Genomic DNA, 13,682 nt, shown 5'->3' with positions numbered 1-13,682 from the left:
AGGGGTTGGGGTTGAAGCGACCGGACGTGAGGACGCGTTGGGGTTGAAGCGACGGGACGTGAGGAAGCGTTGGGGTCTCATCGACGGGACGTGAGGAGGGGTTGGGGTTGAAGCGACGGGACGTGAGGAAGCGTTGGGGGTGGGCCGACGAAAGGTGAGGGAGGGTTTAGAAGAGGCCGACCGGGTTGCCGTCGTCGTCCACGTCCATCCGCATGGCCGCCGGAATGGCCGGAAGGCCGGGCATGGTCATCACCGCTCCGGTCAGGGCCACGATGAAGCCGGCGCCAGTCTTGGGAATGAGGTCGCGGACGTGGATGGTGAAGCCCTTGGGAGCCCCCAGCCGGGAGGCGTCGTCCGTGAATGAGTATTGCGTCTTTGCCATGCAGACCGGCAGCCCGGACCAGCCGTTCTTCTCGATATCCGCCAGGCGGCGCAGGGCAGGTACCGAAAAGTCGACTCCGTCGGCGCCGTAGATTTCCTGGACGATAGTGCGGATCTTGTCCTCCACAGGGATGTCCAGCGGGTAGAGGTGCCGGAACGACGACGGTCCGTACACCGCAGCGGCGACCTTGGCAGCCAGCTCATCGCCGCCGTCGCCGCCCCCGCCCCGTCCCCAGATGTCCGCCACCGCCGCCTGGATGCCCTCGCCGGCGCACCAGCCGAGCAGCCAGTCGAGCTCCTCCTGGGTATCGGAGGGGAACTTGTTGACCGCCACCACCGGCGTCACGCCGAACCGCTCCACATTCCGGACATGCCGGCGCAGGTTAACCACACCTGCTGCCATGGCCTCTACGTTCGGCGCGTTCAGCCGGTCCTTGGGCACCCCGCCCTGCATCTTGAGCGCGCGAACGGTCGCCACCACCACAACGGCGGCCGGCGCAACATCCGCGATCCGCGCCTTGATGTCCATGAACTTCTCCGCGCCGAGGTCGGCACCGAATCCCGCCTCCGTCACCACGATGTCGGCCAGCCGCCGGGCGGTCTGCGTGGCAATCAGCGAGTTGCAGCCGTGGGCGATGTTCGCGAACGGCCCGCCATGGACCAGTGCGGGGGTGCCGGCGATGGTCTGGACGAGGTTCGGCTTGATCGCTTCCTTGAGCAGCAGCGTCAGCGCGCCCTGCACGCCCAGGTCCGCCACGGTGACCGGCGTCCGGTCGTACGTGTAGCCGAACGTGATGCGGCCCAGCCGGTCCCGCAGGTCGGCCACGTCCGTGGCGAGGCAAAAGACCGCCATGATCTCGGATGCGACGGTGATGTCGAAGCCGTCCTGTCGCGGGACGCCCTGGGTGGGGCCGCCGAGTCCAATGACCACCTCGCGGAGGGAACGGTCGTTCATGTCCAGGACCCGCTTGAACGTCATGCGCCGCGGGTCGATGTTCAGTTCGTTGCCCTGGTAGATGTGGTTGTCCACGAGGGCCATGAGGGCATTGTTGGCGGACGTGACGGCATGGAAGTCGCCGGTGAAGTGCAGATTGATCTCGTCCATGGGCAGCACCTGGGACAGCCCGCCGCCCGTGGCCCCGCCTTTCATGCCGAGGATGGGACCGAGCGAGGGCTCACGCAGGGCGACCATCACCTTGTGGCCCGCCCGCGCGAGCGAATCCGCGAGTCCCACCGTCGTGGTTGATTTTCCTTCTCCGGCGGGCGTTGGCGACATCGCCGAAACCAGGACTACTTTTCCGGCGGGCGCCGGGGCTGACAGCTTCGCGGGGTCGATCTTGGCTTTGAAGCGGCCATAGAGCTCCACGGCCCCGGCATCGATGCCGGCGGCCGCGGCGATTTCCTCGATCGGCCGGAGCACTGCCCTGCGGGCAATGTCCAGGTCGCTCAGTGGAGTGCTGCTCGGGCCGGTATCGCTCAGGGGAGTGCTGTCAGACATCGTCGTCCTTTCCGAATGTGTTTAGCCGGTGAGCCGTGACCCGTAGACGGCGGCCATGGGGTGGCTCGAGGCAAATTCGTCGACGGCGGCGTGGTAGCTGTCGAGGGTGATGGCGGCGGTGCGTTGCCAGCCGGAGTTTGCCGCGTGGATGGCGGCGGCGGTGCCCATGTTGTGGCGGGTGGCGGGGTCGTCGTGGAGGGCTTCGAGGGCGTCGGCCCAGTCGGCGGCCCGGTGGCCGTCCACCAAAAGCCCGGTGCGGCCGTGGCTGACGGCGCGGGCAAGTCCGCCGACGCGAGTGGCGACCACTGGGGTGCCGCAGGCCTGGGCTTCCAGCGCCACGAGGCCAAAGGATTCGCTGTAGGAGGGCATGACGACGACGTCGGCTGCCCGGTACCAGGCGGCGAGTTCCGGTGCGCGGACCGGCGGGTGGTGGGTGACGGCGTCGTCCAGTCCGGCGGCGCTGACGAGGCTTTTGAGGTTGAAGTCCTTGGCGCCGCTGAGCGCACCGAGGATGGTGAGTTTGAGGTCGATGTCGGGGCGGCGTTGGCGGAGCAGGGCGGCGGCCTTGAGCAGGATCTGCGGGCCTTTGAGCCGCTGGATGCGGCCGGCGAAGAGCAGGTGAAAGGTGCCGGGTGCGATGCCGTGTTCGGTCCGGGAACGGGTGCGGAACGCGGGGGTGAAGACGGAGAGGTCGACGCCGGGGGGTGCGACGTCGATGTGGTCGAAGTCGGCGCCGTAGTGGGAGACGAGTTCGGCGGCTTCGGCGGTGGTGTTGGCGATCAGGCGGGTGGCGCCGTCGACGATGCGGTGTTCGCCGTCTTCGCGGCGGCGGGGTTCGGGTTGTTCGCCGGAGTGCAGGAGGAGGTTCTTGACTTTGGCCATGGTGTGCATGGTGTGCACGAGCGGGACATTCCACAGGCCCGAGAGTTCGATGCCGGCGATTCCGGAGACCCAATAGTGGGAGTGGATGAGGTCGTAGCGGCCGTGGGGCTGCTGGGCGCGGATGCGTTCGATTTCCGCGACCATGCTGTGCAGCAGTTCGGGGAGTTCTTCTTTGGGGAGTTTGCGGGGCGGCCCGGCAAGGACGTTGTGCACGCAGACGCCGGGGTCGGGATGTTCGACGGCGGGCTGCCCGGCGGAGGTGGAGCGGGTGAAGATTTCCACTTCGATGCCGGTTTCAGCCAGGGCGGAGGCGAGGCCGCGGATGTAGACGTTCATGCCGCCCGCGTCCCCGGATCCAGGCTGTTCCATGGGGGAGGTGTGCAGCGACAGGAAAGCCACCCGCTTGACCACAGACATGCGCCTCCCTCCTCTCCGTACTGCTGGAACTTCATCGGATAAAACACTACTCCTGAACAGTCCCGGCCACGGTGGGGGTTCAAGTGCTGCCAGCGTGGTGTTTCCCACGCCCCCAGGGCGGCGGGCGGATGTAGCACGGCCCTGCTAAAACGGTCCGGCCCCCCCACACCGCCCGTTGGCGCCCTCAGCGGCGCCACAACTGGGGCAACTCGGGAAACGCGCCTTCGTAGCCGGTGAGCAGCGCGTTGGCCAGCGCCGCCGAGCCGACCAAAGGATGTTCGGCGAAGGCTTCCAGCGCCGCATCGCGGTCGCCAGTAGAAGCCGCACGCACAGTCAGCAGCTCCACTTTCTTGACCTGCTGCAGGAGGCCGAGTTGCGGTTCCGCGGGCCTGGCCTGCGGTATGGGCTTTGCCCCCTCCGGTGTAACCGTGCAGGGAACTTCGACGACGGCGTCCGCCGGCAGGCCGGGAATAGCGGCTTGGGAGCCGCCCGCCCCGGCGGGAACTTGTCGAGCGGAGTTCGGTGTATTGAGGATCAGCTCGGCGGCGCCGGCCCCAATGTTGCCAGCCCCCGCACCAGCCCCCGCACCAGGCCCAGCACCCGCACCAGCACCCGCACCCGCGCCATCGACGTCGGGACGCCCCGCCAGCGCCCGCATCACCGCCAGCGCCACCTGCTCGTAACCGCCGCCGGCAAGGTCCTCGGGGTTCCGCGCCTCGCCGCCGGTCCTGGCCTCGGCGAGATACCCCTCCTCGCGGGACCGCCGCGCGGCCTCCCACAAGCCGTACGCTTCCTCGCCGGCGGTGGCCAGCCGCGGATACAGCTCCGCCTGCTGGCCGTGGATCGACTCACCGCGGGTCCTGGCCATGGCCCGCATGCCCGCCGACGCCCGCGCCGCCTCATAGTAGTAGAATAGGTACTCGTTCGGCAGCAGTCCCAGATCGCGCAGGAACGGCTGCGGAAACAGCCTGCCCTCCTCGAATCCGGACAGGGCATCCGCGTCGGCCAGCAGGCCGGGGAGGACATCCCGGCCGCCGCTCTCCAGCCGGTACAGCCAGCCGAGATGGTTCAGCCCGTAGTAGCCCACGCCGTCGAGCCTTCCCGCCGGCAGCGGCATCCCGGCCGCCCGGGCGGCGCGGTGTACCAGGGCGCTCGCGGAATCGCAGATGCCGATCACCTTCCGGCCCAGCACGGGAACCAGCGCCTCGGTGACCATCCCGGCCGGGTTCGTGAAGTTGATCAGCCAGGCGTCCGGGCAGTGCTTCCGCATGTTCGCGGCCAGCTCCAGCATGGCCGGGATGGACCGCAGCGCGTAGGAGATGCCGCCCGCGCCGGTGGTTTCCTGGCCCAGCAGCCCGAGGTTTTGGGCCACCTGCTCGTCGGCAACCCTGCCGGACGTGCCACCCGGGCGGATGGCGGCGAACACGATGTCCGTCCCGGTGAGGGCTTGGGAAAGGGACGTCGTGGACGTCACCGCGGGTGGACGGCAGGTGGAATGTCCGACGGCGGAACTTTCGCTTGGCGCGCCGCTCACCTCCGAAGACATGGACCGCAGTACGGCCTCGATGGCGGCCAGCCGGCCGCCGTCGACGTCGAACAGCACCACCTCGCTGACCAGGCCGGCATAGGGCCCGGAACACAGGGCACGGTAAACGAGGGGAACCCGGAATCCGCCGCCGCCGGCGATCATGAGCCGCATGGCAGGAGTCTATGCGCTGCTGCCAGCAACGTGGCCTGAACTGCGGCGCCGCAGTCCCGCCGTCGCACTCCAACCCCCACATCGCGGGGTTTCAACGCCAAGGTACACAGCGTAATGTGCCGAACATGGAGGCGAACCCCGCACGCCGTTTCGACCCGCTCTCGGCCGTCCGTACCCAGGTGGCCGGAGAGTTCGACCTGCTGCTGGCCGGGACCGTTTTTCAGGACATCATCTTCACCGGGCTGCCGCATGCGCCCGAGCCCGGAACGGAAATCTGGAGCGAAGGAATGGGCAGCTGCCCCGGTGGGGTGGCCAACCAGGCCATCGCGGCGGCACGCCTTGGCTTGCGGACCGGGCTGGCGGCGGCCTTCGGCGACGACGGCTACGGTGACTACAACTGGAAAGTCCTGGACCGGCAGGAGCACGTGGACCTGTCCCTGTCCCGACGGGTCCAGGGCTGGCACTCGCCGGTGACCGTATCCCTCAGCGTGGACCACGACCGCTCGATGGTCACGCACGGGCACCCGGCGCCGGTGACCTCCTCCGAGCTGATCGGGAATCCTCCCCGCGCGCTGGCTGCCGTGGCGGACCTCGGGCATGAACTGGAGCCGTGGGCGCTGGCGGCGCATAAAGAGGGGGCGAAGCTGTTCGGCGACGTCGGCTGGGACCCCACCGGTGAATGGGCCCCCGCGCGGCTTGCGAACCTGCAGTACTTCCACGCCTTCATGCCCAACCAGCGCGAGGCCATGGCCTTCACCGGCAAGAACGACCCTTGGGCGGCGCTGTACTCCCTGGCGGACCGGGTGCCGGTGGCGGTGGTGACCCTGGGGGCGCAGGGGGCCATGGCCGTGGACTCGGAAACCGGCGAGGAGGAATGGGTGCCCTCGCTGCCCGTGGCCGCCTTCGATCCCACCGGCGCCGGGGACTGCTTCGGGGCCGCATTCATCGTCGGCAGCCTGGCAGGATGGCCCCTCAGCGACCGGCTGCGGTTCGCCAACCTCTGCGCCGCGCTGGCAGTCCAGGAGGTGGGCGGGTCCCTCGCGGCGCCGGGCTGGGGCGACATCGCCGACTGGTGGAAGCGCGCCAACGCCCGGCCGGAACGCCGCGGGAGCCAGTGGCTGCGCCGCTACTCCTTCCTTGCCGACATCGTCCGCGACGTTCCGCAGGAGGCCCCGCGGCGCGCGGCCGCCACCATCGCTCACCTCTCGGACGCCTGAGTCGTCGGCACGCCGTCGGCACGCCGTCGGCAGCCGTCGGCCCGGCAATTATTCGGCCCGAAGCGCCAGCACTAGAATCAGTAGAGTGATTTATCCAGCAGCAACAGGAGACCGCCCGGCAGTAGCGGGTCCGGCCGGGCCGTCCCGCGGTTACAACCGGACGGCCCACGAACGCTCCGCCGTGATCGACCTCGAGGCCATCCGGCACAACGTCCGCAGGCTCGCCGGGGCCGCCGAACCGGCGAAGGTCATGGCAGTCGTCAAGGCCGACGCGTACGGCCACGGCGCGGTGCCGGTGGCGCGCGCGGCCCTTGAGGCGGGCGCCAGCTGGCTGGGCGTCGCCCACATCTCCGAAGCGCTGGCACTGCGCGCGGCAGGCATCGAAGCGCCGCTGCTCGCCTGGCTGCACACCCCGGAAAGCAACTTCGCTGCCGCAGTGGCCGCCGGCGTCGACATCGGGTGTTCCGGCTGGGAGCTGGAACAGATCGTGGCCGCCGCCCGGGAACAGGAACGGCCGGCGCGTGTCCACCTGAAGGTGGACACGGGGCTTGGCCGCAACGGCGCCACCGTCGAGGTGTGGGACCGCCTAGTGGGGGAAGCCGTGGAGTACCAGGACCAGGGGCTGCTGCGCGTGGTGGGCATCTTCTCCCATCTTGCCGTGGCCGACGAACCCGATCGCCCGGAAACCGATGACCAGCTTGCCGCGTTCCGCGAGGTCCTGGCCATTGCCGAAGACGCCGGCGTGGACCCCGAAGTCCGCCATCTGGCCAACACCCCGGCTACGCTGTCCCGGCCGGACACACACTTCGACCTGGTCCGCGTGGGGCTGGGAATATACGGCCTTTCGCCCTTCGAGGGGCAGGACTCCGCTGAACTGGGCCTCCGCCCGGCGATGACCCTGCGCACCCTCGTGTCCCACTGCAAGGACGTGCACTCCGGCCAGGGCGTCTCCTACGGCTTCAACTACCACACCTCCGGCGCGAGCACGCTGGGGCTCATTCCGCTCGGGTATGCCGATGGCGTTCCCCGCGTTGCCACCGGCGGCCCGGTCCGCGTGGAGGGCGTCACGTATCCGGTGGTGGGACGGATTGCGATGGACCAGATGGTGATTGATCTCGGCCCGCTGGACGTGACCCGGGGCGGCCACAGCGTCCTCGGAGCAGAGGCCGTCCTGTTCGGCGATGGCGCCGACGGCGGCCCCACAGCCGACGACTGGGCCCGCGCCGCCGGCACCAACAACTACGAGATCGTCACCCGCATCAGCCCCCGTGTGCCCCGCACCTACATCAACGAATCGCCCAGCAGCGAATCGCCGGCCGGCGAATCGCCTGCAACCGAATCGCACGCGACTGAAACGCCGGCACCGTGAGCATCCCGGAAACCGGCAACGCTCCGCTGTGGGTCCAGACCCTGACGGTCACGACGGCGGACCAAACCCACGCGCTCGGCGCGGCTCTGGCAGAGGTGCTCCGGGCGGGGGATCTCCTGGTGCTCACGGGCGAACTGGGCGCCGGCAAGACAACTTTCACGCAGGGCCTCGGCGAGGGCCTGGGCGTCCGCGAGGGCATCATTTCCCCGACCTTCGTGCTGGTGCGCATTCACCCCAACCTCCCCGGCGGGCCGCGCCCGGGCGGGCCGGACCTGGTGCACGTGGACGCCTACCGGCTGGGATCGGCGTCGGAAATCGACGACATTGACCTGGAGAATACGCTGGACTCTGCCGTGACTGTGGTGGAGTGGGGCCGGGATCGCGTGGAGCACCTGACCGAGAGCCGGCTTGAGGTGGAACTGCACCGCCAGCTGGGCGGCGCCGCTCCCGGGCACCTTCACGCCGGTGGGGATTCAACGGGACCCGGCTCTGCGGCGCCCGGCTCTGAAGCGCCCGTCCTGGACTTCGAGTCCGAGGACGACGACGAGCCCCGCACCATCATCATCCGCGGCTTCGGGCCGCGCTGGGCTGAACAGCCTGTTCTCGCCGCGGAAGGAATCTCCTGATGCTCATTCTTGCCATTGACACCTCGGCTGTGGCCAGCGCCGCGCTGGTATCCGACGACGCCCTCGAAGGCGTGGTTGGCAGCTTCTCCACCGAGGACACGAGGAGCCACGCCGAGGTCCTTGCGCCCGGAATCGAGCGGCTGTTGGCAGACGCCGAGGTAACCGGGGCCGACATTGACGCGATCGTTGTGGGCGTTGGTCCCGGTCCCTTCACAGGGCTCCGGTCCGGAATTGCGACGGCGCGTACCTTGTCCTTTGTCTGGAACACGCCGCTGCACGGCATGATGAGCCTCGACGCCGTCGCCCTCGAGGTGGCAGAGTCCACCGATGCGCCGGCCGAGTTCCTCGTGGCCACTGACGCCCGGCGCAAAGAGGTCTACTGGGCGCGCTACACCCTGGCCGCGGGACAGCTGCCGAAGCTCACGGACGGGCCGCACGTGGGCTTCGCCGCGGACCTTCCCGACCTCCCGGCTTACGGCGCGGGCGCAGGGCTCTACTCCGAGGCCCTCCGCGCGGATCCGGACTTCAGCACTGAGCAGCCGGACGCGCTGTACCTGGGCCAGTTTGCGCTGGCGAGGCTGGAAGCGGGCGAGGAGCTCCTGGACTCCACGCCGCTCTACCTCCGCGAATCCGACGCGCAGGTCCCCGGCCCCCGGAAGCGTGCCCTGTGAACCTGCTGCCTGAAACACCCGGTGCTTCCGACACACCCGGCGACCCGACACCGGGTAACGTGCCTGTACTGCCCCGCCAGCTGGACTCGGGCGTGACCATCCGGGACATGCTTCCTGCGGACATCCCTGCTGTCCACGAGCTGGAGGTCCGGCTGTTCCCGGTGGACGCGTGGCCACTGCAGATGTTTTGGGACGAACTGATGCAGCTGGAAACCCGCCGGTACTTCGTGGCCGAGGCTCCGGACGGCATCGTCGGCTATGCGGGACTAATGTGCGTGGAGCCCATCGCCGACGTCCAGACCATCGCCGTGGTTCCCGAATATGAGGGCAGGGGAATCGGCACGGCCCTCCTCATCGACCTGATCGCCGAGGGGCGGCGCCGCGGCGCAGCCGACATCCTGCTGGAGGTCCGGGCCGACAACCCGCGCGCCCAGCAGCTGTACATCCGCTTCGGCTTCGAGCAGATCCACGTGCGGAAAAGGTACTACCGCGACGGCGTCGACGCCCTGATCATGCGGCTTCAGCTGGAGGACGTGCTCGCTGTGCACCAGGACATCGCGCACGACGCCGAACCCCAGCCGGAGCAGACCGATGAAGCCGGCCGTGCCGGCGAGACCGCTCCGATGGAGGCAGACCAGAAATGAACCGCTCGCAGCCACTAGTACTCGGCATTGAGTCATCCTGCGACGAAACGGGCGTAGGCCTCGTCCGCGGCACCGACCTCCTGACCAACACGGTGTCCTCGTCCATGGAGGAGCACGTCCGGTTTGGCGGCGTGATCCCCGAAATTGCCTCGCGCGCCCACCTGGATGCCTTCGTTCCCGCCCTGCAGGCGGCCTTGGCCGAAGCAGACGTGACGCTGGACGAGATCGACGCCATCGCAGTGACCTCCGGTCCCGGGCTGGCGGGTGCCCTGATGGTCGGCGTGTGCGCCGCCAAGGCGCTCGCCGTCGCCACGGGCAAGCCGCTTTATGCCATCAACCATTTGGTGGCCCATGTGGGGGTCGGCCTGCTCAACCCGCGGCCCGGCGTCGGAACGGGCGGCAACACCGGCGGCAACGGCGCGGACAAGCGCATACTGCCCGACAACCTCGGCGCCCTGCTGGTTTCCGGCGGCCACACCGAGATTCTGCGGATCCGCAGCATCACTGACGATGTCGAGCTGCTCGGGTCCACCATCGACGACGCCGCGGGTGAGGCGTACGACAAGGTCGCCAGGATCCTGGGCCTGGGCTACCCCGGCGGCCCGGCAATTGACCGGCTGGCGCGCGAAGGAAACGCCAAGGCCATCCGGTTCCCGCGCGGCCTGACGCAGCCCAAATACATGGGCACCGCGGAGGAGCCCGGCCGGCACCGCTACGACTGGTCGTTCAGCGGCCTGAAGACCGCGGTGGCCCGGTGCGTGGAGCAGTTCGAAGCCGCGGGTGATCCAGTGCCGGTGGCGGACATCGCCGCAGCATTCCAGGAAGCCGTGGTGGACGTCATCACGTCCAAGGCGGTCCTGGCTTGCCGCGAGCGTGGCATCACGGATGTGCTGCTGGGCGGGGGAGTGGCCGCCAATTCGCGGCTGCGGCAGCTGACAGAACAGCGCTGCTCGGCCGCCGGCATCACGCTGCACGTTCCGCCGCTGGACCTGTGCACGGACAACGGCGCGATGGTGGCCGCGCTCGGAGCGCAGCTGGTGATGGCCGGCATTGAACCGAGCGGCATAGCCTTCGCGCCGGACTCGTCCATGCCGGTGACCACGGTCTCGGCGCCAAGTGAGTCGCAGATCAGGGCGTTCTCGGCGCTGGGAACCCCCTCAACTGCTACTTAGTCGGGTTACGCGGTGGGGCCGTTCCGCATCTGCTTCACGAGATCGAGGACCACGGCCTGGAGGTTTCCGCCGCTTTCGGCGGCCACCCGCCGCTGGCGCTGGTACCCCGCGCCGCGGCTGATGATCTTTTCGACATCGGCCAGCTCATCGAGGCAGCCCAGCTTCGCGGCGATCGGTTCGAGCCGGTTGAGCGTCTCCAGCAGGTGGTCGGTGACGAGCTGCTCGTGGCCCTCGGCGTCGAGGATGATGATCGCGTCCATGCCGTAGCGGGCGGCCCGCCACTTGTTTTCCTGGACGTGCCAGGGCGGCATGGTGGGAATGCTGCCGCCGGCGTCGAGGATGGTGGAGAATTCGTGGACCAGGCACTGCGTCAGGGCTGCCACCGCGCCCACTTCCTCAAGCGTGGCCAAGCCGTCGCAGATGCGCATCTCAATGGTTCCGAGGGCCGGCACCGGGCGGATGTCCCAGCGGATCTCCGAGATGGTGTCGATCACGCCGGTGGTGGTCATGTCCTGGACGTAGGACTCGTACTCTTCCCAGCTGGCGAACTGGAAGGGCAGTCCCGCCGTCGGCAGCTGCTGGAACATGAGCGCCCGCTGCGAGGCATAGCCGGTGTCCTCGCCGCCCCAGAACGGGCTGGACGCGGACAGGGCCTGGAAATGCGGGAAGTAGTTGACCAGGCCATCGAGCACCGGGAGGACCTTGCTGCGCCGGTCCAGGCCGACATGGACGTGCACCCCGTAGATCACCATCTGCCGGCCCCACCACTGCGTGCGGTCGATCAGCTTGGCGTAGCGTTCCTTGTCCGTGACCGGCTGCAGCTGCGGCGGGCTGAAGGGGTGGCTCCCGGCGCAGAACACTTCCACGCCCATCGGGTCCGTGACTTCACGAAGGGCAGCCAGGGAGCGGGCGAGGTCTTCCTTCGCTTCGGCGGCGGTCTCACAGATGCCGGTCACCAGCTCGACGGTATTAAGCAGCAGCTCCTGCTTGATGTGGGGGTGCTCGTCATCCTCGTTCAGCTCGGGGTGCCGTGCCACGACCCCGCGCAGGACCTCGTTGGCCACCGACGACAGTTCACCGGTCTGCGCATCCACCAGCGCGAGTTCCCATTCCACACCGAGAGTTGATTGCCTTGATGAAGCGAAATCAATCTTCATGTGTTCCTCGCTGTGTGCTGGCCTGATGACGTCGGGTCCGGTCGCCGTCCGTTCCTGGCGAACGGCTGGCAGGGGAACGGTCATTCAAGTCTAGTGCAGGGGTAGCATCGAAGTGATGGCTTGGCTACACAGGGCGCGTGAGAGTGTTCACACAACCAGCCGCCCCAATTCCCCCAGGAAACGCTCCGGCATTGCTTGCTCCCGGACTGCGGCAGCGCTTGTGGCGCTGTTCGCAGTTGCGTCGTGCACGCCGCCAGCACCCGAACCAGGACAGGGTACGACGACGGCGCCCGCGGCTTCCGGTTCCGGCTCACCGCAGGCGGCGCAGAGTCCTTCACCGCACTCCGGTTCACCCCAGACACATACACAGAGCCCGGCCCCGTCCACGGCGGAGCCCGCAACGAAGGAATCTGTGGCGCTGGGCTGGGGCCCGCAGCAGCGGGACGCCGACGCCGCCGCCGCGGCGGTGGCCAAAATGACCCTGGAGGAGAAGGCCGGGCAGGTGCTCCTGCCCTTCTACACCGGCCTTGACCACGAAGCACAGGCCGCCACGGTGGAACGGCTCCACCTTGCTGGTTCCATGATCATGGCCGACAACGTGCCCGGAACCGCCACCGGTCTGGTGGACGTCCCGGCGCTGGCCGGCGTGACGCGCCGTCTGGACAAGGCGTCCCGCTCCGGCGGCCGCACCTGGCCCGGCCTGATTGGCGTTGACCAGGAGGGCGGAGCGGTGAGCCGCGTCGGCGCCCCGCTGACCCGCTGGCCCACGCCCATGAGCTACGGCGCGGCCGGCAGCGTGCCTCTGGCCGCTGAGGCCGGCACCGGACTGGCGGCGGAACTTGCGCCGCTGGGCTTCACCGTGGACTTCGCGCCCGCGGCCGACGTCACGATGGGCCCCGCCGATCCCACCATCGGTGCCCGGTCCATGTCCGCTGACCCCCGCGCCACGGCATCGCTGAGTGCCGGCTTCGCCAAAGGCATGCTGGCTGGCGGCGTGCTGCCCACCGTCAAGCATTTTCCCGGGCACGGTTCGGTGACCACCGATTCCCACAAGGGGCTCCCCGTCCAGAACGCCACCCTCGCGCAGTTGAAGGCGCGGGACTGGAAGCCGTTCCAGTCCGCGGTCAGGGCCGGAGCACCGATGATCATGACCGGCCACATTGCAGTGAGGGCCCTTGAGCCGGGCGTGCCGGCGTCCCTCTCGAAGGCGACCTATACGGCGCTCCGCGGCCTCGGCTTCAAGGGCGTGGCGGTCACGGACGGGTTGAACATGGGCGCGGTGACAGACCGCTATCCCCAGGGTTCCGCAGCACCGGCCGCGTTGGCAGCCGGGGCGGACCTGCTGCTGATGCCGGCGGATGCCGCTGCCGCGCATGCCGCCGTCGTCCGGGCGGTTACCGGGGGGAAGCTCCCAGTGTCGCGCCTCGAGGAGGCGGCCCGCCGGGTGGTCACCATGATGGTCTGGCGCGGACGGACCGCACAGCCGAAGCCCCCGGCAGCGCCGGGCAGCGGCGAGGACCTTTCCGCGAAGATCTCGGCCCGGGCCATTACGGTGCTCACGGGGAGGTGCAAGGGTGCCTCCGTTGCCGGACACGTGCGGGTGGCAGGCGGCACGGCGGTGGACCAGGCCCGCTTCGCCGCCGCGGCCAAGGATGCGGGGATCGCGCTCGGAACGGGGCCGCTGGTCACGCTGATCGGCTACGGTGGCGGGCCCGCGAAGGGCGATATTGCGGTGGCCTTGGATGCGCCGTGGCCCTTGGCGCAGTCCGTCGCGCCCACGAAGATCGCCCTCTACGGCCGCACGCCCGGAGCGTACAAGGCGCTTATGGCCGTCCTGATGGGGAAGGCCGCCGCCCCCGGGAAGCTGCCAGCCGCCGTCGGACCCTACCGGCCCGGCACGGGCTGCAGGTAACAACCGGCTGCAGGTAATAAAGCCTGCCCCGCCGTTT

The 13,682-nt window shown here is 69.0% G+C and carries 11 protein-coding genes; 7 read left to right on the top strand and 4 right to left on the bottom strand.

All coding sequences use genetic code 11. The annotated features are described in order from the left end of the window. Positions 1-166: 166 nt before the first annotated feature. The 3 genes from J7I85_RS12625 to J7I85_RS12615 form a co-directional block, all read right to left on the bottom strand. Positions 167-1,879, bottom strand: coding sequence for a formate--tetrahydrofolate ligase (locus J7I85_RS12625; RefSeq protein ID WP_214852221.1), 1,713 nt, complete (start codon positions 1,877-1,879; stop codon positions 167-169). 21 nt (positions 1,880-1,900) lie between these two features. Continuing rightward, a complete protein-coding gene (gene mshA, locus J7I85_RS12620) occupies positions 1,901-3,178 on the bottom strand; it encodes a D-inositol-3-phosphate glycosyltransferase (RefSeq protein ID WP_214852220.1) in 1,278 nt (425 codons plus the stop codon). A 184-nt stretch (positions 3,179-3,362) separates the two neighbouring features. Next, positions 3,363-4,877: a 6-phospho-beta-glucosidase gene (locus tag J7I85_RS12615; protein ID WP_214852219.1), complete on the bottom strand. Its 1,515-nt coding sequence runs from the start codon at positions 4,875-4,877 to the stop codon at positions 3,363-3,365. Between the two features lie 125 nt (positions 4,878-5,002). Here J7I85_RS12615 and J7I85_RS12610 point away from each other — a divergent pair, with 125 nt between their 5' ends. From J7I85_RS12610 to tsaD, 6 genes are all read left to right on the top strand, one after another. Continuing rightward, positions 5,003-6,094, top strand: a complete 1,092-nt coding sequence (locus tag J7I85_RS12610; protein ID WP_214852218.1) for a carbohydrate kinase family protein — start codon at positions 5,003-5,005, stop codon at positions 6,092-6,094. A gap of 85 nt (positions 6,095-6,179) precedes the next feature. Next, positions 6,180-7,463, top strand: coding sequence for an alanine racemase (gene alr / locus J7I85_RS12605; protein ID WP_214852217.1), 1,284 nt, complete (start codon positions 6,180-6,182; stop codon positions 7,461-7,463). Then, complete coding sequence (tsaE, locus tag J7I85_RS12600) at positions 7,460-8,089, top strand: tRNA (adenosine(37)-N6)-threonylcarbamoyltransferase complex ATPase subunit type 1 TsaE (RefSeq protein ID WP_214852216.1); 630 nt, start codon at positions 7,460-7,462, stop codon at positions 8,087-8,089. Before alr ends, tsaE begins: the two co-directional genes overlap by 4 nt. Then, positions 8,089-8,760, top strand: coding sequence for a tRNA (adenosine(37)-N6)-threonylcarbamoyltransferase complex dimerization subunit type 1 TsaB (tsaB, locus tag J7I85_RS12595; protein WP_214852214.1), 672 nt, complete (start codon positions 8,089-8,091; stop codon positions 8,758-8,760). Before tsaE ends, tsaB begins: the two co-directional genes overlap by 1 nt. A gap of 107 nt (positions 8,761-8,867) precedes the next feature. Further along, entirely contained in the window at positions 8,868-9,404 is a 537-nt protein-coding gene (gene rimI / locus J7I85_RS12590; RefSeq protein WP_214852287.1) for a ribosomal protein S18-alanine N-acetyltransferase, read from the top strand. Further along, positions 9,401-10,576: a tRNA (adenosine(37)-N6)-threonylcarbamoyltransferase complex transferase subunit TsaD gene (gene tsaD, locus J7I85_RS12585; RefSeq protein WP_214852213.1), complete on the top strand. Its 1,176-nt coding sequence runs from the start codon at positions 9,401-9,403 to the stop codon at positions 10,574-10,576. Before rimI ends, tsaD begins: the two co-directional genes overlap by 4 nt. A gap of 5 nt (positions 10,577-10,581) precedes the next feature. Here the strand turns inward: tsaD and J7I85_RS12580 are convergent, their stop codons facing one another. Beyond that, entirely contained in the window at positions 10,582-11,733 is a 1,152-nt protein-coding gene (locus J7I85_RS12580) for a glutamate--cysteine ligase (protein ID WP_214852212.1), read from the bottom strand. A 475-nt stretch (positions 11,734-12,208) separates the two neighbouring features. Here J7I85_RS12580 and J7I85_RS12575 point away from each other — a divergent pair, with 475 nt between their 5' ends. After that, positions 12,209-13,645, top strand: a complete 1,437-nt coding sequence (locus J7I85_RS12575; RefSeq protein ID WP_214852285.1) for a glycoside hydrolase family 3 N-terminal domain-containing protein — start codon at positions 12,209-12,211, stop codon at positions 13,643-13,645. The last annotated feature ends 37 nt before the right edge of the window (positions 13,646-13,682 follow it).

Origin of the sequence: Arthrobacter sp. ISL-65 (genome assembly GCF_018613795.1) — a bacterium.
Lineage (GTDB): Bacteria > Actinomycetota > Actinomycetes > Actinomycetales > Micrococcaceae > Arthrobacter.
This window is presented reverse-complemented; position numbering and strand designations above follow the sequence as displayed.